This is a genomic window from Candidatus Pantoea edessiphila (assembly GCF_002933315.1).
Classification (GTDB): domain Bacteria; phylum Pseudomonadota; class Gammaproteobacteria; order Enterobacterales; family Enterobacteriaceae; genus Pantoea_C.
In genome coordinates, this window is the sequence record NZ_PDKT01000001.1 from 263,520 (window position 1) to 289,287 (window position 25,768).

Consider the following 25,768-nt stretch of genomic DNA (forward strand, 5'->3'; position numbering starts at 1 on the left):
TTTGATGTTTTACATTGTATATAAAACTATTGCAGCAGTTATTAATAAATTAATTAAGGTTAAAGGTAAACACAGTTTCCATCCAAATGACAATATTTGATCATACCTTGGGCGTGGCAATGAAGCTCTAATTAAAATAAATATTGATATACAAAACATTGTCTTAAGAATAAACCAAATACAAGGTAATAAAAATGGACCATTCCAACCACCCAAAAATAAAGTTACTATTATTGCAGAAGTAGTAGTCATTGCTATGTATTCACCAATAAAAAATAAACCGAATTTCATTCCAGAATACTCAATATGGTAACCATCAGCTAGTTCTTGTTCGGATTCTGGCTGATCAAAAGGATGACGATGACATACTGCTATACCAGCAATACAAAAAGTTAAAAAGCCAAAAAATTGTGGAACTATATTCCATATTTGTTCTTGGTTTTTGATAATATCATGCATGTTAAATGAACCAGATTGTACCACTACACCCATAATTGATAAACCTAAAAACACTTCGTAACTCAAAGTTTGCGCTGCAGCTCTTACCGCACCTAATAAAGAATATTTATTATTACTAGACCAACCTGCAAATAATACTCCATATACTGACAAACCAGCCATCATTAAAAAAAACAAAATACCAATATTTAAGTTAATAACTACCCAATTAGGTGAAATAGGTACTATAGCAAAAGCTAATGACATAGAAATAAATGTAATAATTGGTGCCAAAACAAAAAATAGGCGATCAGCAAATATTGGAATCCAATCTTCTTTGAAGAAAATTTTTATCATATCTGCTAATAATTGCAATGAACCACCCCATCCAACCCTGTTAGGACCATAACGATTTTGAAATAAACTTAATAAACGACGTTCATAAAAACTCATGAAAGCACCGCAAGATATTAACATTAACGAAATTATAATAGCTTTAATAATATTAGATAAAATACTGTTCATTGAAAACCAGCTTATCATTCTACTTTCCTTAAATTATAAATTTGTTTGTTTATCAAAAATAAAGGTATGCCAGGAGTTCCTATAGGTATTCCTGCCAATCCAGATTTTAAAGTAGAAGACAATTGAATAGGAAAATACCATTTTTCATTCATACAAGTAAATTCAACAGTTATACCTTTATTAAAACCTAACTTAGCTGCATCATTGCTATTAAGTACAAGCATAGGTTGAAATTTAAGATCTCGAAATATCGTAGAACGCTGAAACATTTCTTCACTTGATAATAGTTGATAAATAGGTACTATTCGTAAGTTATTTTTTTTATCTAATGAAACAGGTATATTTTTAAACCAAGGAAAATTTCTATTATTTTTATTAAATAAACGTATCCCAGGATCACCATTAAATAAAGTTCCTCCAATTGTATTTTGGAATTTATTCCAAGCTTGAACAGAATTCCATCCAGGTACCCAAGCAAAAGGAATTTGAGAACATGATGATTTGGGTTGGTTATTTCCTTCCATAGAAAAAGTAAACATTGTATCTGCATCTTGAGGTTGACGAGGTTCATGAACATTTATATTAGCAAGTATTGCTGTACGTCCACTAGCACGACATGAAGTTCTTGCTAATTTTTGGCCATGAATACGAAATTTAGAATTTGGAGCAGCATATTTAATCGCTTGTAAATGTGGTAATTCCTTAACTATATCATCAATTACATTGTCTAAATTTATCCAACTTGCATTTATATTTTGAATTTTGCTATATATAGAATACAACCAATGCCAACTAGTTGGCATTGCAATATTTTTATCATAATATGCAGGATCATATACTTGAAAAAATCTTTGAGCTCTTCCTTCATTATTTACCAAAGTTCCGCTACTTTCAGCATAGCTTGCAGTTGAAAGAACTAGACCAGCTTTTTTTATAGTAGAAGTATTTTGATGATCCATTACAATAACATTACTTGGATTTGATAATATAGTATCAAGTAAAGCTTTTGACGCATACCGATACAAATCGTTTTCCATTATTAATAATAAATCAGCATCACCTTTATTGAATTGTTCTAGAGCAGTATCTAAATCTTTTCCATGTATTAAATTAAGACCGATACTATTCACATCACTAACTAGTAATGTAATTCCAACATTACTACCTCTATATTTTAAAGCTTGAGCTATATTAGCTGCTGCTTGTATCATTGAAATACAACTGGAATGAGTACCTGAAATAATTAATGGTTTTTTTGCATTTATCAAAACTTGTGATATTTCACTTATTTTATTCTTTAAATTATGGTCTAAATCATCAACTGATGGAGCTGCTGAATATAATTCATTAGCAATAGCAAATCCAAAACGAGCTTGATCTTCTATAGATGCGTAATAAGTCCAATCTGCAATATCATCAAGTTTAGTATTTTTAACACTAGTTAAAAATAATGGGTATTTATTATTACCAATATTAAAAATTGCTGATGCATGCCATTCAGGTATTCCCTGAGATTCTGCTATTTTGCGATTTTTAGCTTTAACAGCTTGTCGTATTGCAAGTGCAATACGTGCTCCTACTTGAGTAACATCTTCTCCTAGTATGAGGATAGCATCATAACTTTCAATTTCTCGTATTGAAGGAGTATGTATGCCTCCATCACGTAATATTTTTATTACCATGTCAATACAAGTTTGTTCAATATTCATACTACCAGTAGAAAAATTTTTAGCTCCTACTAACTTCCTAAGTGCAAAATTACTTTCAATACTAGCACGAGAAGAACCAATTCCAATTACTCTCTTTGCTTTTTGTATGATATCTGCAGCTATATTAATTGCTTGTTCTACACTAAGTTTAATCCAATCATTACCTTTTAAATATTTAGGTTGTTTCGGCCTATCTTTACGATTAACGTAATCATATCCAAACCTTCCTAAATCACAAATAAAATAATGATTTATAGCACCATGATAACGATTATCAATTCTACATAATTCACCATAACGTTCACCAACACTAATATTACAACCTATACTGCAATGTTGGCATATACTTGGTGCAAATTGTATATCCCATTTACGGTGATATTTTTTTAAACTAGTTTTATCCGTAAATACACCTGTTGGACATATTTCTATTAAATTACCAGAAAATTCATTTTTAAGTTCTTCACCTTCTACACAACCAAAGTAAATATTGTTATTTATTCCATAAACACCTAAACATTTACCGTCAGCGTAATCTTTATAATAACGTATACAACGATAACAAGTTATGCAACGATTCATTTCATGAGATATGAAAGGGCTTAAATTCTGATTTTTATGCGTACGTTTTTTAAATCGATAACGACGTAATTTATGTCCTGTCATTACTGTCATATCTTGTAAGTGACAATTACCACCTTCTGGACAAACTGGACAATCATGAGGATGGTTAATCATCAATAATTCAATAATATTTTTACGAAATTGTTTTACTTCTTGATCATCAATTGAAATAATACTTCCATTGTAAGCTGGAGTCATACAAGACATTACAATACGACCAATTTTATCTTCAGTATTTTGAAATTGCTTTACAGCACATTGTCTACAAGCACCAATGCTTCCAAGAGCAGGATGCCAACAAAAATAAGGAATATTAAGGCCAATAGATAAACAAGCTTGTAATAGATTTTCTTTTTCTTTTACTTTATATCTTTTACCGTCTACATGGATGATAGCCATAGTGACTTTCTTCTATCTATAAAGATTGTTATATAATTAAATGTATATTATAATAAATATCATTGGTATTTAACATTAGTAATGAGTACTAATGAAATACCAGCTTCAAATTCTTCACGAAAATACCTTATTGCACTTTGTAACGGTTCTATAGCCCCGGGAGCATGTGCGCAAAAAGTTTTACCAGCACTTAGCTGATTACAAATTTGTTGTAACATTTCTATATCTCCTGGTTGACCTTTTTTGTTTTCTATAGCTCGTAAAATTTTTACAGTCCATGGTAAACCCTCACGACAAGGTGTACACCAACCACAAGATTCTCTAGAAAAAAACTCTTCAATGTTAATTAACAAAGAAACCATGTTAATTTTATTATCTACAGCCATAGCCATAGCAGTTCCTAAACGACTACCAGCTTTACTAATGCTAGAAAATTCCATAGGCAGATGCAAATGATGATCGGTTAAAAAATCTGTACTAGCACCGCCAGGCTGCCAAGCTTTAAAACTTAAACCATCTTGCATACCTCCGGCATAATCTTCAAGCAGTTCTCTAGCTGTAATACCAAAAGGTAATTCCCATATTCCAGGATTTTTCACTCGGCCAGAGAAACCCATGATTTTGGTACCAGTATCTTCACTATGAGAAATATTTTTGTACCATTTAATACCATTTAATAAAATAGCTGGTATATTTGATAATGTTTCTACATTATTAATGCAAGTTGGTTTACCCCAAAAACCTATATTTGCTGGAAATGGTGGTTTATATCTAGGGTTAGCGCGTTTGCCTTCTAATGAATTAATTAATGCTGTTTCCTCTCCACATATATAACGGCCTGCACCTGTATGTAAAATTAATTCAAAATTAAAATTAGTACCAAAAATGTTTTTACCTAAAAATTTTGCTTCATTTGCTTCGATAATAGCACGATGTAAATTAGCTGCTGCTTCAATATATTCGAAACGCAAAAAAATATAACCTCTATATGCTCTTAATGCAAATGCAGTAATTAACATACCTTCAATTAACTGATGAGGTATTTGTTCCATAAGCAAACGATCTTTGTAGGTTCCAGGTTCCATTTCATCAGCATTACATATTAAATAACGTATGTTAATTGAATTATTTTGTGGCATTAAACTCCATTTTAAACCTGTAGAAAAACCAGCTCCCCCGCGTCCTTTCAAACCTGATTCTTTAACAATAGATATAATTTCGTTAGGTTCCATTTGTTTTAGAGCTTTTTGAGCTCCTAAATATCCGTTTAACTTACGATATTCATGAATCCAAATTGGTTGTTTATCATCACGTAACCGCCAAGTTAAAGGATGTGTTTCAGGGGTACAAATAATTTTTTTTATTTTCATTTGTATTTTCCCAATAAAGTACCAATATCTTCTATTTTCAATTTAATATAAGTGTCTTCATTGATCATAATGACTGGTCCTTTATCACAATTACCTAAACAGCAAACAGGTAATAAAGTAAAACGATTATCTATAGTGGTTTGGCCAGGTTTAATATTTAAATTATGTTCTAATTTTAACTGAATATTTTTATAACCGTTAATATAACAGACAACACTATCGCAATAACGAATTATATTACGACCAACTGGTTTTCTAAAAATTTGGCTATAAAATGTAGCCACCCCCTCTACTTCACTAGAAGGAATACTTAATATTTCAGCGATAGCTTTAATTTCATTATCAGATACCCAACCTCGTTTTTTTTGCACTATTTTTAATGCTTCTATGCATACAGAACGGCTATTTTCATAAAAATTTTTTTCTTTTTCAATAAAACAGCGTTCTTCTTCACTTAATACAAACATTTCATTTGAATATATTGTTCTAATAGGTATATTATCACGCATAATTATCTATCCACATCTGACATAACAAAATCAATGCTACCTAAATAAACAATTAAATCAGATATTAAACTTCCACGAATCACTGAAGGTATTTGTTGAAGATGTGGAAAACTTGGAGTACGTATACGTGTACGATAACTCATTGTACCACCATCACTGATTAAATAGTAACTATTTATTCCTTTAGTAGCTTCAATCATTTGAAATGATTCATTAACAGGCATAATAGGACCCCAAGAAACATGAAGAAAATGTGTAATAAGCGTTTCTATATGTTGTAACATTTTTTCTTTAGGTGGAGGAGTAGTTAATGGATGATTTGCTTTAAATGCTCCTTGAGGCATGTTTTTTAAGCACTGTTCTAAAATAGATAATGATTGCCATATTTCTTCTATCTTTAATTGAATTCTAGTATAAGCATCACTGATTCCAGACCCGATTGGAATTTCAAAATCAAAGTGTTCATAACCAGAATAAGGACGCCATTTTCTTATATCAAAATCAAGTCCTGTTGCTCTTAACCCTGTACCAGTAGTACCCCATGCTAATGCTTCTGCTCTATTATAAGTAGCAATACCTTGTGATCTTTTCATTAAAATTTTATTTTTTAATGCAACTGTACTATATTCTTTTATTCTTTTAGGTATCCATTCAAGAAAATTTTGTAAAAGTTTTTCCCAACCTTTAGGTAAGTCATGAGCTACACCACCTATACGAAACCAAGCTGGATGCATACGGAAACCAGTAATAGCTTCTATTATATCATAAATCTTTTGACGATCAGTAAATGCTAAAAAAACAGGTGTCATAGCACCAACATCCTGAATAAAAGTAGAAATACATAGTAAATGACTATTAATACGAAATAGTTCTGATAACATTATACGAATTACTTTTACTCTATCAGGTACAGTAATACTAGCTAGCTTTTCTACTGCAAGTATATAAGGCATTTCATTAACACATCCCCCTAAATATTCAATACGATCCGTATAAGGAATATAACTATGCCATGATTGACGTTCTCCCATTTTTTCTGCACCACGATGGTGATATCCTATATCAGGAACACAATCAACAATTTCTTCACCATCTAATTGAAGAAAAATACGAAAAGCACCATGTACAGAAGGATGGTTAGGACCAAGATTTAAGAACATAAATTCCTCATTATCAGTATGATGCTTCATACCCCAATCCTCTGGATTTAAAGTAAGATCTTCCATTTGTAGATCTTCCTTATTCTTTGTAAGAACAAAAGGATCAAACTCAGTAGCACGTGCTGGATAATCTTTACGTAGGGGATAACCTTCCCAGTTCTTTGGCATAATAATTCTTACTAAATGTGGATGACCATCAAAAATGATACCAAACATTTCCCATGTTTCACGTTCATACCAGTTAGCATTAGGAAAAATATTTGTAATAGTTGGTAAATGTAAATCATTTTCAGATAAAGCTACTTTTAATATTATATCTCTATTACGTTCAATAGATAATAAGTGATAAAAAACACAAAAATCAGCATCAGGAAGATTATTTCGTTGAGTACGTAACCTTTCATCTATGCCGTGTAGATCATATAACATTATATATCTGTTAGATAAATTGTTTAAAAATTTAATTATCTTTAATAAATTTTCTCTTTTAACCCATAAAACCAAAGATCCAATTTTAGTAGCTTGTATTATGAAACAATTAGACCCAAAATGATTATATAGATCATTAGTTATAGGATCATTCAAATGATCTTGAGTTCGTTGTAAAGGCGGTATTAGGTCTTTTGTCGATAAGTTTATCATAAACTGATCACCACTTTAACCTATAGCAAATTAATTAATAGGATTATAATTGTATGTCAAAAAAATAAAATATTTTATTAATATATTTCAAATTTTATCAGGTGATCGTAAATTTATAATGGAAATATTTTCTTTATGTTTTCTGTCCTTTTCAGATTGCATATTAGCACGATAAATTCCTTGATCTCCTATTGTCCAAGATAATGGACGACGTTCTTTTCCAATTGATTTCTGGAGTAACCTCAATGCATGTATATAAGCTTCAGGACGAGGTGGACAACCAGGAATATAAATATCAACTGGAAGAAATTTATCAACACCTTGAACTACTGAGTAGATGTCATACATACCACCAGAATTAGCACAAGATCCCATAGAAATAACCCATTTAGGTTCTAACATTTGATCATATAAACGTTGAATCACTGGAACCATTTTTATAAAAGGAGTACCTGCTATAACCATAAAATCAGCTTGACGTGGAGATGAACGCATTACTTCTGAACCAAATCTTGCAACATCATGAATTGAAGTAAAAGATGTAGTCATTTCAACATAGCAACAAGAAAGACCAAAATTGTAAGGCCAAAGAGAATTTTTTCTACCCCAATTAACTATATTATTTAAAACAAGTTTCAGTTTTCCCATACAAATATTATGATTAATATTTTGTTTTAAAGGATCATTAACAATTTTTTTCTTTTGCAAAGGGTAATGATCATTTTCATTACTTTTAAGACTTATTTTTGTTAAAGTATAATCCATAGTAATATTTATCCATATTCAATATTTTTATTTTTTAGATAATTAATTTTTTGTAAATCATAAAATAATATTAACTTTAATTTTTATTATTTTTTAGTTTTTAACGATATTTAGGAGTACGATTGAATATTCCAAATTTTACAAGATATATTAAACACAATAAAATTGATATAATAAAAACTGAAGCTTCTACAAAACCAATCCAACCATTTTCTCTGACTGAAATAGCCCATGCATATAGAAACAGAGCTTCAACATCAAAAATTACAAATAGCATAGCAACTAAATAAAATTGTATTGACAGACAAATATTAGTATTACCAACTGATTTAATACCGGATTCAAATTGAGTATTTTTATAACGTCCAATTGATTTTCCACCTAAGAACCAACCTCCAAATATCATAAAAATACATAAAGAAAATATAATAAAAATAAAAATCATGAAAGCCCATTCTTGAGCAACAATTTCACTATTTGTTGACATAATATTTAATTAATTCCTTCCTATGTTTAGAGGATAGTATATGCTTAACATTTAAAATAAACTTGAATATTAAATAATAAATATGTTAAATATTTTAATAATTTTTGTCTTGTTAAAGTTAAAATAAACATATAATCGTCCAATATTTTTAATAATTATATTTATGATATCAATAAAAATTATCGATGTTTTTATAATTATATTACCTTTTAAAAAAGAACTTTAATTTAACAGGTAAATTTTTTACAAAAATATTTATTTGCTTTATTGAGCAAGCTCATTTCTTATAACATAAGATATAAAATATTTTCAGTAATAATTTTTGTGAAATAAATCTTAAATATTTATAGTTATTACAATTTTTTATTAGACATATCATACATTAATATAACAATTAGAAAAAAATTATTTAATGGCCTTATTATATGAATAACAAAGTATTAATGTAATTATTTACTAAATTTAGTAAATATATTAAAACAAAAATTTTAAATATTTATACTATATTACTAGATAATTAATATTTTTCGCGGTAACTAAAGATGTTTTTAATTAATAAGTCTGACAGATTAAAAAATGTGAAATATGATATACGTGGAATTCTTTTAAAAAAGGCTTTAATTCTTGAAGAAAAAGGAAATAAAGTAATAAAATTAAATATAGGTAATCCTGCTTATTTTAATTTTAAGCCGCCTAATGATATTATAATTGATACAATAAATCATTTAAAAGATGCTCAAGGTTATTGTGACTCTAAAGGGTTATATTCAGTACGAAAAACAATTATGGATTATTATTACAGAAATAATATAAAAAATTTCAATATTGAAGACATATATATTGGTAACGGTGTATCTGAATTAATTATTCAATCAATACAAGCACTTTTAAATAATGGTGATGAAATATTAGTACCAGCTCCTGATTACCCTCTTTGGACAGCAGCTATACTATTTGCAAATGGTAAACCTGTACATTATTTATGTGATGAACAATCAGATTGGTTTCCTGATACTAATGATATTTTAAATAAAATTACAAAAAATACTAAGGGAATTGTCATTATAAACCCAAATAATCCTACAGGAGCTGTGTATAATAAATCAATATTAATTGAAATAATAGAAATAGCACGTAAGTATAATTTAATTATATTTTCTGATGAGATTTATAACAAAATAATTTTTAATAAAATTAATTATTATTCAGTAGCTTCTTTAGCTCCTGATCTTATTACTGTTACTTTTAACGGACTGTCTAAAAATTTTTATATTGCAGGATTTCGTCAGGGTTGGATGATAATCAATGGGCCTAAAAAATATGCTAAAGGATATATGGAAGGATTAGAAGTACTATCTGCAATGAGATTATGTGCTAATGTTCCATCGCAATATGCTATTAAAACAGCACTTACAAAATGTCATAATATTGATAATAATATTATTCCAGGAGGTCGACTTTATGAGCAATGTCAACTAGCTTATAATTTAATTAACAATATATCAGGTATTAGCTGTGTAAAACCAAAAGGTTCATTTTATATATTTCCACGTATAGATATTAAGAAATTTAATATTTCTAATGATTTTAAAATGGTACTAGATTTTTTATTACAAGAAAAAGTTTTATTGATGCATGGTACTGCATTTAATTGGCCATGGCCAGATCATATACGTATAGTAATATTACCGTGTATAAATGAGTTGGAGTTAGCGATAAATAAATTTGGTCGTTTTTTAAGAAATTATCACCAATAAATAATATACTTAATTAAGTTATATTTAAGTATATCCATGAAGATATGTGGATTAAAATGTATCTAATCATTATTTAGGATTAATAAAATTTTTTTGATAATTAAAAATCCGATTATTTTTAAGCAATATAATATTTTGATTTTAAATAAATATTATATAATAACTCGTATTAAAACCAAAGTTAAATCTATATTTTATGTTTTATTGTAATAAATATTAAATAATTCATGCATTCATACGAAGAAATTATTATATAATTTTATTTTCTTTTATATATAAAAATTTATTCATTTTTTATGTAAAGGTATATGTTATGTCAAATAAATTAATATTAGTTCTTAATTGTGGTAGTTCTTCAATCAAATTCAGTATAATAAATTCAAATAAAGGTAATAAATATCTTTCAGGAACAGCTGAATTCTGCTATCTTTCAAAAACAAAAATTACATGGAATTATAAAAATCAAAAAAAAGAAATAATATTAAATAAAGGTATTACATATCAGGAAACATTAAAATATATTGTTGAAAAAATTATAAGCAAACACCCAAAACTTTTAAATAAAATTACTGCAATAGGACACCGTATCGTACACGGTGGTAAAAAAATAAATAGTTCTGTAATTATCAATAAAGAAGTCATCGAAAATATTAAAAATGCTACTTCTTTTGCACCGTTACATATTCCAATGCATTTAATTGGTATTAATGAGATGAAGCAAAGTTTTCCTCATCTTGATAAAAAAAATATTGCAGTATTTGATACCACTTTTCACAAAAAAATGCCAGAAGCTTCATATTTATATGCTTTACCATATAAACTTTATAGAGATCATGGGATTCGTCGTTATGGAGCACACGGTATTAGCCATTTTTACATAATGAAAAAAGCAGCAAAAATGTTGAAAAAAACTCCAAAAAAATTGAATATTATTACTTGTCATTTAGGGAATGGTAGTTCAATAGCTGCTATCCGTAACGGTATATCTATAGATACTTCAATGGGATTAACACCATTAGAAGGATTAGTGATGGGTACTCGTAGTGGAGATATTGATCCTGCAATTATATTTTTTCTATATAATTCATTAGGGATGAAGATGGTAGATATAGATAAATTGTTAACAAAAGAATCTGGTTTATTAGGTTTAACCGAAATTACAAATGATTTTCGTTATATCGAAAATAACTATAAAAAACAAGAAGAAGCTAAACGTGCTATGGATGTATTTTGTCATCGTGTAGCAAAATACATTGGTGGTTATACTACTCTAATGAATGGTAGACTTGATGCATTAGTGTTTACGGGTGGTATTGGAGAAAATTCAGCTATGGTAAGAAATTTTATATTAAAAAAGCTAAAAATATTAAACTTTCAAATAGATTATAAGCTTAATCTAGCTAATAGATTTGGTAAATATGGACATATAAATAAAAAAAATTATCGTACAACATTAGTAATTCCAACAAATGAGGAATTAATTATTGCTAAAGAAACAGTAAATTTAATAAAATAATATTTATTATAGATGTTTTAAATTAAAAATATTTAAGATCTTAAAACTTTAAGGATTTAACATTGTCACGTGCAATTATGCTTATCCCGATTTATACTAACGTAGGTCTTCAAAGTGTAACCTTAGGATTGATTAGAGCTATAGAACGAGAAGGTCTCCGTGTTAAATTTTTTAGACCTATCATACAAAATAATAAATCTGATTGCATATTTAATCAATATACTTTAATACCTATAAATCAATCATTAAATATAAAAGTTGTTGAATCAATATTAAGCTCTAATAAACAAGACATTTTAATAGAAGAAATTATATCTCAATATTACTTTAATTCAAAAAATACAGAAATAGTATTGATTGAAGGATTAACAACAAAATACCACTTTTCTATTTCATTGAATTATGAAATAGCTAAAGCAATAAATGCAGAAATAGTTTTTGTAATGTCAAAAGGTAATAGATCTTCATTACAAATAAAAGAACATATTAAATTCATTCTAAATAATTTTGGTGGAATAAAAAATAAAAATATAGTCGGAATTATAGTTAATAAAATAAATGCTCCTATTAAACAGCAAGATTATATTTGCTATGATTATTCAGAATCTTTTAATAACGAGCATAAATTTACTGAAAATAGTGATAAAAATTTTACGAAATTGTTTGAAAATATTCCACTACCGATACTTGGTTATATACCATGGAGTTATAATCTAATAAAAATTAGAGCATTAGATATATGTAACCATCTTAATGCAAATATTGTCAATAAAGGTGATATTAAAACACGTCGAATTAAATCTATAATTTTGTGCGCTTACAGTCTAACTAACATAGTAAAATATTTTCATCCTGGAGCATTATTAGTTACTTCTGCAGATCGCCCAGAGGTAATTATTGCAATTTGTTTAGCAGTTATGAATGGAATAGAAATTGCTGCAATTTTACTTACAGGTAACTATCAAGTTAATGAATCTATAATTAAATTATGTGAGCATGCTTTTCAAACTGGATTACCTGTTTTTATGGTTGATTCTAATACTTGGCAAACATCTCTTAATTTACAGAAACTAAATATAAAAATACCAGCTGACGATACATATCGTATTGAGAAAACACAAGATTATATAGCTAATTTTATAAATGCTAATTGGATTAAATCATTAACATCAATTTCTAAACCGATTGATCATTTATCACCACCAGCATTTCGCTATAAATTAACTGAATTAGCACGTAAGGCAAAAAAATGTATAATTTTACCAGAAGGAAATGAACCACGTACCATAAAAGCAGCAACTATCTGTGTTGAAAGGCAAATAGCTAATTGTATTTTATTAGGTTGTTCTGATGATATAAAAAATATTGCAAAATCACAAGGATTTAATTTAAACATTGGGGTTAAGATTATTGATCCAAATTCAATAAAAGAGAAATATGTATCAAGGCTAGTTGAATTACGTAAAAATAAAGGAATGACTACAGTAGTTGCAAGAGAACAACTTGAAGATAATATTGTATTAGCTACTATGATGTTAGAAAATAATGAAGTAGATGGAGTAGTATCTGGTGCTGTTCACACAACAGCACATACTATTAGGCCAGCATTGCAAATCATTAAAACTTCACCTAATAGCTCATTAATTTCTTCAGTATTTTTTATGTTACTTCCTGAACAAGTTCTTGTATATGGTGATTGTGCAATCAACCCAGATCCAAATCCTATGCAATTGGCTGAAATAGCTATTCAATCTGCTGACTCAGCTAAAGCCTTTGGAATTGAACCACGTATTGCAATGATATCTTATTCTACTGGTGATTCTGGAATAGGTAGTGATGTTGAAAAAGTACGAAAAGCAACAATTCTAGCTCAAAGAAAAAGACCAGATTTAATGATTGATGGTCCTTTACAATATGATGCGGCACTTATTGAAGATGTAGCAAGATCTAAAGCACCTAATTCTAAAGTAGCTGGTAAAGCTACCGTATTTATTTTTCCTGATCTTAATACAGGTAATACTACATATAAAGCAGTACAACGTTCAGCTAATTTAATTTCTATTGGTCCAATGTTACAAGGAATAAGTAAACCAGTAAATGATTTATCACGTGGTGCTTCTGTCGATGATATAATATATACTATTGCCTTAACTGCTGTCCAATCAACACAAACAATAAAATAATAACTAATTTATGCAAAATATTATAACAGTTCTTTATTGTATACCATTCCATCTTGTAAATAAATCTTCAGATAGTTTAATATCGAATTGATCAATAATGCGATTAACTGTTTGATCTATTATTTGTTCTATATTTTGAGGATAGTGATAAAATGCTGGAACCATAGGCATGATAATAGCACCTAATTTAGCAGCTTTAGTCATCATACGTAAATGTCCAATATGCAATGGTGTTTCTCTTAAGCATAACACTAATTTTCTTTTTTCTTTTAGAATAACATCAGCAGCACGAATCAATAATGAATCACTATAACTATGAACAATACCTGATAAGGTTTTAATTGAACATGGCAAAATCACCATACCGAGAGTTTTAAAAGAACCTGATGAAATACTAGCTGCCATGTTCTGAACATTATGTATTACATTAGCCATATCTTGCACATTGCGTAAGTTAAGTTTACTTTCTATTTTTAGAGTTTCATATGATGATTGACTCATCACAAGATGTGTTTCTATATTGTCTACTTTTTTTAGAACTTGAAGCATACGTAAACTGTAAACGATACCACTAGCTCCTGAAATACCAATAATAAGTCGTTCCATAAATACATCGACCTTTATAAATATTAAATTTATTAAATAGTCTTTTTTTATTTATTATATTAAAAAATAACTAATGTTTAGTTTTCTTCATTATATAACTCAAGATTTTCTGCATGATATGAAAACATTTTACTTTTTTTTCTATTTAAGAGTTGAATATTTTCCAAGTAATATTTATTAATGTCTTTAGTTATATAAACACCATTAAATACTGAACATTCAAATTGAGTAATACATGGATTATCTTCACGTACTGCTGCAATTAGATCATCAAGATCTTGAAAAATTAATGCATCTGCTTTTATTAACTTACGAATTTCTTCTACTTCACGTCCATATGCTATAAGTTCTGTTGAATTTGGCATATTAATACCGTAAAAATTTGGAAATCTAATTTCTGGTGCTGCAGATGCTAAATAAACATTTTTTGCACCTGCTTCACGAGCCATTGCTATAATTTGTTTTGAAGTAGTACCGCGTACAATAGAATCATCTACTAATAATACATTTTTATTAGTAAATTCAGCACGATTAGTATTGAGTTTACGTTTAACTGCTATACGACGTAAATTTTTGCCTTGCATAATAAAGGTACGACCAACATATCTGTTTTTAACAAAACCCTGTCTATATGGCTTATTAATAATATGTGCAATTTCTAAAGCAATATCAGTAGAAGTTTCCGGAATTGGAATTACAACATCTATATTTAAATTTTTCCAATCTCTAGAAATTTTATTTCCAAGTTTAGTACCCATTCTTACTCTGGCACTATAAACAGATATTTTATCTAAAAAAGAATCTGGTCTTGCAAAATACACATATTCAAATAAACATGGATTATTTTTTGGATTTTTAGCGCATTGACGAGAAAATAATTTACCTTGCTGATTAATATAAATTGCTTCTCCAGGTAAAATATCTCTGATAAAAGTAAAACCAATCATATCTAAAGCAACGCTTTCTGAAGCTACCATATATTCAATACGATTATGACTATTAACACGTTTTCCTAACACAAGTGGTCGAATTCCATTTGGGTCTCTAAAAGCTACTATTCCATGACCAATGATCATAGATACTACAGCATATGCACCTCTTATTTGCTTGTGAACAGCAGCTACTGCTTTAAATATATCATTAAATTTAAGAGAGGATCGGTGTTGCAAATAACTTAATTCTTGAGCAAAAATATTTAATAAAACTTCAGAATCTGAATCTGTATTAACATGACGACGACTATTTTCAAATAAATATTTACGTAATTCATGAACATTAGTTAAATTACCATTATGTGCTAAAGTAATCCCGTAAGGAGAATTAACATAAAAAGGTTGTGCTTCAGAGGCACTTGAATTTCCTACTGTTGGATATCTTACATGACCAATACCTATACACCCTTTTAGGTATTTCATATGCTTATTTTCGAAAACATCTTTTACTAAACCATTAGCTTTTCTTAAACGAAAACAATTTAGTTTATCAATAGTACAAATACCTGCAGCATCTTGTCCTCGATGTTGCAGTACGGTTAATGCATCATATATAGACTGGTTTATTGGCATAAAACCAACAATACCAACAACACCACACATTATACTATTTCCTTAAAAAAATTCATTTTTAATATTTTTATCAATACGAAACACCTGATATGTTTTAAAATAATCAAAAAAAATTCTAATTATATAATCACAATAAGGAATTAATTGAGATTTTCTCCAATCTATAGTTTTAGGAATATCAGTACAAATATTTACGCAAAAAAGAATAAATGCTATTATCAAAAAACCACGTATTGCCCCAAAACATATTCCAAGCATCCTATCTGTACTTGAAAAACCATTTCTTATTACTATGATTCTTATCAAGTGATTTAACATTGTCCCTATAATCATAGTAATAAAGAATGGTAATATTATAGAAATAATCTTTCTAATTAAATTATTCCCTTGAAAATATGGAAACCATATCATAAAATATTCGTGAGATTCATTAGATACAAGAAAAGCACACATCCATGTAGTCAAAGATAACGCTTCATATATAAATCCACGGAATAGACTAATAATAACCGAAGAACAAATCATCATAATGATAATATAGTCAATCCAATTCATATTATCTAACCTCATAAGAATATTTATTATTTAACAATAAATAAAATATAATCCACAACACAACATAAAAATATGTGATTTTTGACCAATAAATTTAATTTATGTAAATATATTTATTTAGTCAAAATTAGATTATTACTATTAACTAATAAAATAGAAAATAATTTTTTCTTAAGAATATATATTAATATTCTACTAAGAATTTACAATTAAAATTATGTTAATTTGAATTAACTAAACTATTAAATAATATAATTGAATATATTAATATTTTTGTTCATAATAAAGCATATTGATTAGTTAATAATATAAAAAAAATTTTTTAAGATCATTTCTATTAATCCATAAAATTCAATAACTATTAAGATAATATTATCATTTAAGTGTTAAAAATTGTATTTATTGACATTAATTTCATAATTTCAGTTACAGTAATAAATGAACCACATACCAATATAGTATCATGTGATTTTACATTAAGTAGTATCGTTTGCCATGCATCTTTAATATTTGAAAAAATATCTGCATTTTTCAGATACAATCTAAAATGTTCCGCTTTACATCCTCTAGGGCAATCTAAAGTCACGCAATACCAGTAGTCAATTTGAGATGATAAAGCAATTAAAGTCCCTTCGATATCTTTATCTTTTAACATACCTATTAATGCATGTACCATTCCTTTATTTGGTAAGTTTTTTAATTGAAAAGATAAATAATTTGCTGCATGTGGGTTATGTGCTACATCAAGAATGATACGAGGTGAAAAACATATAGTTTGAAATCTACCAGGTAAATTTATCTCTGATAAATTTTTGTAAATATGTTCTTTAGGTATTTTAAATCTGGCAGCACGCAAAGCTACTAAAGCGGTAGCAGCATTAGATAAAGGAACATGAGGAATGGGCAAAAAATTTAACATTCCATATGTATCATATAAAGACCATTTGTTATTTTGTTGTATAAAATTCCAATCTTTATTCACTTCTAATAGTTTTGTTTGATTTTTTTTTGCAATTATTGATATAACATTAGGCGCATCAGCTTCACCTACTATCGCTATTTTACCTGGACGAAATATCCCAGCTTTTTCAGTGCTAATTTTCTCTCTATTTGAACCTAATAAATTCGTATGATCAATAGCTATACTAGTGATGATTGAAATATCAGCATCAATTATATTAGTAGCATCAAGTCTACCACCAACACCAACTTCTAAGATTAGCACATCAAGATTCGATGTTTTAAATAATTTTAATGCTGATAGTGTGCTAAATTCAAAATAAGTTAATTTAATATCCTTGCATAATTTATAAATTTCTTTAAAAGAATTAACATGTTGTTCTTCAGTTAATACATTTCCTTGAATACGTACTCTTTCAATATAATTTAAAAAGTGCGGTGAACTGTAAACACCAACGCGATAACCTGATTTTATTAATAGAATTTCCATTATACGACAAGTAGTGCCTTTGCCATTAGTACCTGAAACAATAAAAACAAATTCTTTTGGTTTTAATAAATTTAAACGTTTTGCTGCTAATTTTATTCCATCTATATCTAAAAATGCTGAATTATTTATATATTCAAGATAATTAAGCCATGAATTTAGTGAATTTATGTTTTTTATTTTTTTCATAATAAATTTATTTCAAAAAAATATATTTAATAAATAAAATATTTATTTATAATAATTGTTTGTGTACTGTTTTATAAAATTAAATTTTTCATAATTAGCAATCGGCGGTGCAGGTAAATTAATCATTTTTGATAAAATATTAGCTAACCTATATCGTAACTGATATCTTTTAATTATCATATCAATAGCACCTTTTTCAATGAGAAATTCACTACGCTGAAAACCTAATGGAAGTTTTTCTCTTACTGTTTGCTCAATGATACGAGGACCAGCAAAACCTATTAAAGCTTTAGGTTCTGCTATATTCAAATCACCTAACATTGCAAAACTAGCAGAAACTCCACCCATAGTTGGGTTAGTAAGTACAGATATATATGGTAATCCTAAATTTCCCATTTTCGCTATTGCAGCACTAGTTTTAGCCATTTGCATTAAAGATATCAAAGATTCTTGCATACGTGCTCCACCGCTGGCAGAAAAACAAACTAATGGACAGCGATTTTTTATAACTTCTTCAACTGCAAGAACAAAACGAGAGCCAACTACTGAACCCATGGATCCACCCATAAAATTGAATTCAAATGCTACAGCTACAATCGGAATTGTATATAATTGACCTTTCATAACAATTAAAGCATCTTTTTCTCCAGTTGCTTTTTGAGCGGATAATAAACGATCTTTATATTTTTTAGAATCACTAAACTCAAGCAAATCTTTTGGTTCAAATTCCTTACCTAATTCTACTTTATTGTCTTTATCTAAAAAACTATTTAGACGTTCTCTTGCTTTTATATACATATGATAATCACATTTTGGACATACATTGAGATTACGTTCTAACTCAATACTATACAATATTTGATTACAATTATCACATTTAGTCCATATACCATCCGGTATATTATTACGACGTATAATAGTAGTAATTCTACTTTTTTTTAATATACGTTCAATCCAGCTCATTTATAATAATCCATCTATAATTTATCAATAATTATATTTATTATAATTACAATTATTTTAATTAAATATATATTAAAATATTTTACTTAATATCTTTAGTTGTTTAATTACGAACATAATAAAGTAAAATATGCAAGTAAATGCAATAATCTATTTTTGCTATAAATTATCAATTTATTGTAAAAATAATGGTCCTACAGACAATTTAGGCAAATGAAAATATTTAGGATAATCTACTTCTACTAAATATAGTCCTTTAGCGCTAGCTGTTGCTGATCCAAATATTCGATTTTTTAATGATAAAAGTGTTTGCATCCACGATGATGGTTTTTTCCCAATACCTATATCGATTAAATTACCTACAATATTTCTTACCATGTGATATAAAAAAGCGTTTGCTTTAATATCAATTATCACATAACACCCTAAACGTATTATTTCAAGATGAATTAAATTACGTTCAAAATTTTTTAATTGATGAGAAGAATCACAAAATGATGAAAAATCATGTTCCCCTAATAAACATCTACTAGAATATTGCATTTTATTTATATTCAAAGAGTGGCGACAGTGCATTAAACCATTTATTAAGATAGCTGGGCGGAAAGGATAATTATAAATTATGTAACGATACCTACGTGCAATTGCACTAAATCTAGCATGGAATTCACTAGATACATTTTTAACCCAGAGCACTGAAATATTATTAGGTAAATTAGAATTCACACCTGATATCCAAGCATTAATATTACGTTCAATATTAGTTTCAAAATGAACAACTTGTCCAGTGCTATGTACACCTGTATCTGTACGTCCAGCACAGAAAACATTGACTGAATGATCCGCTATTTTTGATAAAGCATTTTCTAGTGTTTCTTGCACACTAGGTACTGTTTGTTGACGTTGCCAACCATAATACTGGCTACCATCGTATTCAATACACATTGCTATTTTGTTTATTTTCTTATGAAACAATAACGTAAATACCTCATATTAATAATGATTTTTATCAATATAATGATTTTTATAGATAACAAATATATCAATATTTACTTAATTAAATTAATATTAAATATTTATATAGTTATTATTAAGTTTTTGGTATAAGCAATTAAGACAATTTATAAAACAATCTAAATTAAAATGTAAGAAAAAATAAATTTTTTTTAGTAATCGTAATAAATTACAATTAAACGTAATACAATTAATTTTGTTAAAAATAAGTATATCAACATTTAACCTATCAGTGTTATTTTTTTCATAAAGAATCATTATAAATGAAATTTATATGTTTTCTTGAAAAATAGCATTAAATCCAATTTTTTTTAATATCTTATAAGATTGATATGTATCACAAACAACTTTTAGAGAAAACCATTCACGACGATCTCTATAATTATTACGTAATGCATTAAATGAAAAAGATTTTAAACGTATTGCATGACGCAATAAATTATCATCTACATAAACATCATAAACCAAACTAACCAATTTTTTTAACACTGACTGAGTGATATTACCATGTAAAATAATATTATTGAATTTTGGTTGTGATAAAAATATATTCACCTCATCTTTGTGAAATTTATTAGATTTATTTATTAATTTACACCATTCTGCATACAATTTAATAGTCGCACGAATTTTAGCCTCTAATGTATGACCAGCTATATGAGCAGTTGCAATACTCGTTCTGTTAAGCAAATTATGTAATAATCTAGGTTCTTTTTCCCATACATCTATAATTACTTTTATATCATTCCTTATTTTCATTACGTCAACAAGTTCTTTATTATTAATTACTGCACCACGACAAGAATTAATTAAAATAGTATTTGGCTTAAGAGATAAAAGCATTTTTTTATCAACCATGTGTAATGTCTTATATTTACCTTCATTATATAATGGAGTATGAAAAGTTATAACATTTGCATTTTCAATGATTTGATTTAAAGTATAAAAATTACCTTTTTCACCTTTATCAAAACGTGGTGGATCACAAAGTAATGTTTCTACTCCCCAAGCTTTTAAAATTTTGTTTAGGTATGATCCAATATTTCCAACACCAATTATACCTATCACTAAATCTTTTATTTGGAAATTATTATATTCAGCTAAAAATAATAAAGAAGTAAAAACGTATTCTGCAACAGCAATTGCATTACATCCTGGAGTTGAAGAAAAAGCTATACCTGATCTTGTAAGCAAATCTTTATCTATATGATCAGTACCTGAAGTTGCGGTACCAATAAATTTTAATGATGTATCTTTTATTAATTTTTTATGTATTTTAGTAACTGAACGTATTATCAAACATTCTGTATCCAATAGTTCTTTATTAATTATTTTTTTACTAGGAACTCTCAATACATTTCCAGTATTTTTAAATATTTCATATACATAAGCAATATTTTCATCCGCTAATATTTTCAATAAATTTTCCTATGAATAATTTACTCAATCATGGATTTATAAAATTTTTTTAAATGGTACATAAAATTATTAAACAGAATAGTGTTAATTAATTGGATAAAAAGAAAATTTTATAATAAAAACTATAATATATTATATATTATAAAAATAATTGATTCTATAACAAAATTTATATATACTTTATGTATAATTAATACGCAAATTTTTTAATTATTATAATTAGTATTTACGCATAATCAAAGTAGCATTAGTACCACCAAAACCAAAACTATTAGACATAACAGTTTGTATGTTTTTTTTTGTAGTTTTAGTGATAATATTAATTCCTTCAGCAAATGAATCTAAAGATTCAATATTAATGCTTGGTGCTATAAATCCATGTTTTAGCATTAACAAACAGTAAATAACTTCATGTACTCCAGCTGCACCTAGTGCATGACCAGTTATGGACTTAGTTGCAGAAATATTAGGAACGCTTTTTCCAAATACTTTACGAATTGCTTCCAGCTCTATTTTATCTCCAATTATCGTTGAAGTACCATGACTATTTAAATAATCTATGGGATATTTAATATATTGCATTGCCATCTTCATTGAACGCACTGCACCATCACCTGAAGGGCTAACCATATCCACACCATCAGATGTAGCAGCATAACCGATAATTTCAGCATAGATAGGAGCATCACGATTTAACGCGTGTTTTAATTCTTCAATTACAATAATACCGCCTCCACCTGCAATAACAAAACCATCACGTTTTTTATCATAAGTACGAGATGCTTTTGCTGGTATATGGTTATAATGTATAGATAATGCTCCCATAGCATCAAATTCACATGCCATTTCCCAACTTAATTCTTCACCCCCACCAGCAAAAACGATATCTTGTTTACCAAATTGAATTTGTTCTACTGCATTACCTATACAATGTGCAGAGGTAGCACATGCAGAACTAATTGAATAATTTATACCATAAATCTTGAAAGATGTAGCAAGACATGCCGAAACTCCTGAAGCCATAGCCTTAGTTACAATATATGGACCTACTGCTTTCAATCCACGAGGACTACGCATTGCATCAGCACCAAATACTTGAAAGCGTGGCGATCCTCCTCCTGAACCAACAATTAATCCAACACGAGGATTATTTTGATATATATCATCATTTAGTTTGGAGTCTCTAATAGCTTCTTTCATTGAAAGATATGCATAAATAGATGCATCACTCATAAATCTTGATATTTTACGATTTATTAAACCATTAGTATCTAATTTAATATCACCCCAAACATGACTACGCATACCGGAATCTTTCATTTCTTTAGAAAAAGTTATACCAGAACGTCCTTCAATAAGGGAATCCAATACTTCTTTTTGATTATTTCCAATACTAGAAATGATTCCTAAACCAGTAATGACAGCAGATTTCATTAAAATACCTTCATTGATTTAAAATAATATATTATGCAACTTACCTTATAATTTATATTGTTATAACAGTAAAAAAACAAAAATCTTTATCTAATAATTTTTTCATTTTATTTTAATGATAAACATAGCATTCTTATCAACTATATTTGTAATGTATCAAAGTAAATAAACATAAATATCTTTAATTAATAAGTTTTATCTTTATTTTTTTTACTAAAATATTTGATAGTTTTTTGAAACAACATCATGTATTATAGATTATTAAATACCTACAAAAATACTGATTATAATAATTTTTATTTGTTAGTAATAATTTATATATCTAAATTATTACTAACAAATAAAAATAAAACAAAATATTTATTTATAATTATTAAAAGAATTTACGTCAAAACATTGCGCTTGATACCTTAATAGGTGATCCATTAATATAATTGCAATCATTGCTTCAGCTATAGGAACAGCACGAATACCTACACAAGGATCATGGCGACCTCTGGTAGTTATTTGTACCTCTTTACCCTTTTTATTAATAGTTATTCCTGGTTTTGTAATACTAGAAGTAGGTTTCATAGCTATATTAACATTAATGTTTTGACCACTACTAATACCTCCTAAAATTCCTCCAGCATGATTGCTTTGAAAACCATTTATTTTAATTTCATCTCTATTTTGACTACCGCGTTGATTTACTACTGCAAAACCATCCCCAATTTCAATACCTTTTACTGCATTTATACTCATAAGTGCATGTGCTAAATCTGCATCAAGTTTATCAAAAACTGGTTCACCTAAACCGATAGGTACATTTTCAGTAACTATCGTTAATTTAGCTCCAATAGAATCACCCTCTTTTTTTAAAGAACGTATTAATTTATCTAGTATCTCTAATTTATCTGCATCTGGACAAAAAAATGGATTTGTTTCAACAATATTCCAATTTTTAAGTTCACAATTAATATTTCCAATTTGTGAAACATATCCTCTTATTAAAATACCGTATTTCATATTTAAGTATTTTTTTGCAATTGCTCCTGCTGCTACACGCATAGCAGTTTCTCGAGCTGATGAACGTCCACCACCTCTATAATCACGTATTCCATATTTTTTTTCATATGTATAATCCGCATGTCCAGGACGAAATAAATCTTTAATATTACTATAATCTTGTGATCGACAATCGTTGTTAAAAATAATCAACCCAATAGAAGTTCCTGTAGTAAGACCATTGAATATTCCTGATAATATTTTTATTTGATCTAATTCATCTCTTGGAGTAGTATAATGAGAACGTCCTGGACGACGACGATTAAGATCATGTTGAATAAATGTTTCACTTAACGGAATACCAGGTGGAACTCCATCAATAATACAACCTAATGCTATTCCATGAGATTCACCAAAAGTGGTTACTCTAAAAATTTTACCAATACTGTTGCCTGCCATATTGTTTCCTTGATTTAATTTTAGTCTATATAAAACGAAAAATGGTGTTGTATACTAATTAATTGTTTACGCGTTATCATAAAAACTCCATCACCACCATTATCAAATTTTAACCAAGTAAAAGGCACATCTGGGTATTGCTCATTCATTTGAAAAACATTATTACCCACTTCACAAATAAGAATGCCATTATCACTAAGGTAATTTGGAGCACTAGCTAAAATACGACGTATGATTTTTAAGCCGTCGCTACCGGCTGCTAATCCTATTTCAGGTTCATAGTGATATTCATTAGGTAACTCAGCTATTTCTCCTACGCTAACATATGGTGGATTTGCAATAATTAAATCATATTTAACATTAGGCAACTGACGAAATAAATTAGATTGAATTAAACTTACTTTTTGGATTAAATTATGTTCTTGAATATTTTTTTTAGCAACAGCTAATGCTTCATTAGAAATATCAACTGCATCAATTTTAGCTAATGGAAAAATATAAGCGCAAGATATTGCTATACAACCACTACCAGTACACATATCAAGCATATAACCTGGTGCATCTTTTATTAATCCTATGAAATTATTTGCTATTAGTTCACCAATTGGTGAACGAGGGATTACTACACGATTATCAATATAAAATTCATAACCACAAAACCAGGATTTATTAGTAAGATAAGCGGATGGAATACAATCATTAACACGACGAATTACAAACTTAATAATTCTATTACGTTCACTAGTAGTTAGGCGTGCATTGCGAATTTCTTCATGTATATCTATTGGTAAAAAAATCGAAGGTAAAATTAATTGAACTGCTTCATCCCACGGATTATTAGCACCATGTCCATAACAAATTTTAGCTGCTAAAAAACGACTAACTGCCCAACGAAGCATATCTTGAATGGTATGAAGCTCGTTTAATGCTTCTTCAGCAAATATCTGATCCATTTAAACTCCTTTTCAGGATTTTAAGCCTAGCAAATAAGTTATAAATATAACAATGAGAATATAACTGAAAAAAACAAATTAATTTGTTTATCA

General features: G+C 28.1%; 20 protein-coding genes. 3 read left to right on the plus strand and 17 right to left on the minus strand.

Translation table 11 applies throughout. The features are described 5' to 3' along the window. Positions 1 to 9 precede the first annotated feature (9 nt). The 7 genes from nuoH to ndhC form a co-directional block, all read right to left on the minus strand. Complete coding sequence (gene nuoH / locus CRV12_RS01245; protein WP_420022058.1) at positions 10 to 981, minus strand: NADH-quinone oxidoreductase subunit NuoH; 972 nt, start codon at positions 979 to 981, stop codon at positions 10 to 12. Next, positions 978 to 3,695, minus strand: a complete 2,718-nt coding sequence (gene nuoG / locus CRV12_RS01250) for an NADH-quinone oxidoreductase subunit NuoG (RefSeq protein WP_136130833.1) — start codon at positions 3,693 to 3,695, stop codon at positions 978 to 980. Before nuoG ends, nuoH begins: the two co-directional genes overlap by 4 nt. A gap of 59 nt (positions 3,696 to 3,754) precedes the next feature. Next, positions 3,755 to 5,059, minus strand: a complete 1,305-nt coding sequence (gene nuoF / locus CRV12_RS01255) for an NADH-quinone oxidoreductase subunit NuoF (RefSeq protein ID WP_136130919.1) — start codon at positions 5,057 to 5,059, stop codon at positions 3,755 to 3,757. A gap of 2 nt (positions 5,060 to 5,061) precedes the next feature. Continuing rightward, positions 5,062 to 5,574 carry an NADH-quinone oxidoreductase subunit NuoE gene (gene nuoE, locus CRV12_RS01260; protein ID WP_136130834.1) on the minus strand — a complete coding sequence of 171 codons (513 nt, stop codon included), beginning with the start codon at positions 5,572 to 5,574 and terminating at the stop codon, positions 5,062 to 5,064. Positions 5,575 to 5,576: 2 nt separating this feature from the next. Next, the gene (nuoC, locus tag CRV12_RS01265; protein ID WP_136130835.1) at positions 5,577 to 7,376 is read right to left on the minus strand and encodes an NADH-quinone oxidoreductase subunit C/D; all 1,800 of its coding nucleotides are present in this window, start codon (positions 7,374 to 7,376) and stop codon (positions 5,577 to 5,579) included. 87 nt (positions 7,377 to 7,463) lie between these two features. Continuing rightward, a complete protein-coding gene (locus CRV12_RS01270) occupies positions 7,464 to 8,141 on the minus strand; it encodes an NADH-quinone oxidoreductase subunit B (protein ID WP_136130836.1) in 678 nt (225 codons plus the stop codon). A 100-nt stretch (positions 8,142 to 8,241) separates the two neighbouring features. Beyond that, positions 8,242 to 8,628 carry an NADH-quinone oxidoreductase subunit A gene (ndhC, locus tag CRV12_RS01275; RefSeq protein ID WP_136130837.1) on the minus strand — a complete coding sequence of 129 codons (387 nt, stop codon included), beginning with the start codon at positions 8,626 to 8,628 and terminating at the stop codon, positions 8,242 to 8,244. Between the two features lie 542 nt (positions 8,629 to 9,170). Between ndhC and CRV12_RS01280 the strand changes: the two genes are divergently transcribed. The 3 genes from CRV12_RS01280 to pta all read left to right on the plus strand — a co-directional run bounded on the left by CRV12_RS01280 (position 9,171) and on the right by pta (position 14,084). Further along, on the plus strand, positions 9,171 to 10,385 hold the full coding sequence (locus CRV12_RS01280; protein WP_136130838.1) for a pyridoxal phosphate-dependent aminotransferase: 1,215 nt from the start codon (positions 9,171 to 9,173) through the stop codon (positions 10,383 to 10,385). 313 nt (positions 10,386 to 10,698) lie between these two features. Next, entirely contained in the window at positions 10,699 to 11,901 is a 1,203-nt protein-coding gene (locus CRV12_RS01285; protein WP_136130839.1) for an acetate kinase, read from the plus strand. Between the two features lie 62 nt (positions 11,902 to 11,963). After that, entirely contained in the window at positions 11,964 to 14,084 is a 2,121-nt protein-coding gene (pta, locus tag CRV12_RS01290; protein ID WP_136130840.1) for a phosphate acetyltransferase, read from the plus strand. A 33-nt stretch (positions 14,085 to 14,117) separates the two neighbouring features. Here pta and CRV12_RS01295 read toward each other — a convergent pair whose 3' ends face one another. The 10 genes from CRV12_RS01295 to prmB all read right to left on the minus strand — a co-directional run bounded on the left by CRV12_RS01295 (position 14,118) and on the right by prmB (position 25,675). Continuing rightward, positions 14,118 to 14,690 (minus strand): UbiX family flavin prenyltransferase, encoded by a 573-nt coding sequence (locus tag CRV12_RS01295; RefSeq protein ID WP_136130841.1) that lies wholly within the window; start codon positions 14,688 to 14,690, stop codon positions 14,118 to 14,120. A gap of 77 nt (positions 14,691 to 14,767) precedes the next feature. Beyond that, complete coding sequence (gene purF, locus CRV12_RS01300) at positions 14,768 to 16,285, minus strand: amidophosphoribosyltransferase (protein WP_136130842.1); 1,518 nt, start codon at positions 16,283 to 16,285, stop codon at positions 14,768 to 14,770. Between the two features lie 12 nt (positions 16,286 to 16,297). Further along, entirely contained in the window at positions 16,298 to 16,810 is a 513-nt protein-coding gene (locus CRV12_RS01305) for a CvpA family protein (protein ID WP_136130843.1), read from the minus strand. A 379-nt stretch (positions 16,811 to 17,189) separates the two neighbouring features. After that, complete coding sequence (gene folC / locus CRV12_RS01310) at positions 17,190 to 18,446, minus strand: bifunctional tetrahydrofolate synthase/dihydrofolate synthase (protein ID WP_136130844.1); 1,257 nt, start codon at positions 18,444 to 18,446, stop codon at positions 17,190 to 17,192. A gap of 42 nt (positions 18,447 to 18,488) precedes the next feature. Then, positions 18,489 to 19,409 carry an acetyl-CoA carboxylase, carboxyltransferase subunit beta gene (gene accD / locus CRV12_RS01315; protein ID WP_136130845.1) on the minus strand — a complete coding sequence of 307 codons (921 nt, stop codon included), beginning with the start codon at positions 19,407 to 19,409 and terminating at the stop codon, positions 18,489 to 18,491. A 174-nt stretch (positions 19,410 to 19,583) separates the two neighbouring features. Continuing rightward, positions 19,584 to 20,384 carry a tRNA pseudouridine(38-40) synthase TruA gene (gene truA, locus CRV12_RS01320; protein ID WP_420022059.1) on the minus strand — a complete coding sequence of 267 codons (801 nt, stop codon included), beginning with the start codon at positions 20,382 to 20,384 and terminating at the stop codon, positions 19,584 to 19,586. 309 nt (positions 20,385 to 20,693) lie between these two features. Beyond that, on the minus strand, positions 20,694 to 21,842 hold the full coding sequence (locus tag CRV12_RS01325) for a 4-phosphoerythronate dehydrogenase (RefSeq protein ID WP_136130846.1): 1,149 nt from the start codon (positions 21,840 to 21,842) through the stop codon (positions 20,694 to 20,696). Between the two features lie 219 nt (positions 21,843 to 22,061). After that, positions 22,062 to 23,276, minus strand: a complete 1,215-nt coding sequence (gene fabB / locus CRV12_RS01330) for a beta-ketoacyl-ACP synthase I (protein ID WP_136130847.1) — start codon at positions 23,274 to 23,276, stop codon at positions 22,062 to 22,064. Between the two features lie 360 nt (positions 23,277 to 23,636). Next, entirely contained in the window at positions 23,637 to 24,722 is a 1,086-nt protein-coding gene (gene aroC, locus CRV12_RS01335; RefSeq protein WP_136130848.1) for a chorismate synthase, read from the minus strand. Between the two features lie 20 nt (positions 24,723 to 24,742). After that, entirely contained in the window at positions 24,743 to 25,675 is a 933-nt protein-coding gene (gene prmB, locus CRV12_RS01340) for a 50S ribosomal protein L3 N(5)-glutamine methyltransferase (protein ID WP_136130849.1), read from the minus strand. Between the last annotated feature and the right edge of the window lie 93 nt (positions 25,676 to 25,768).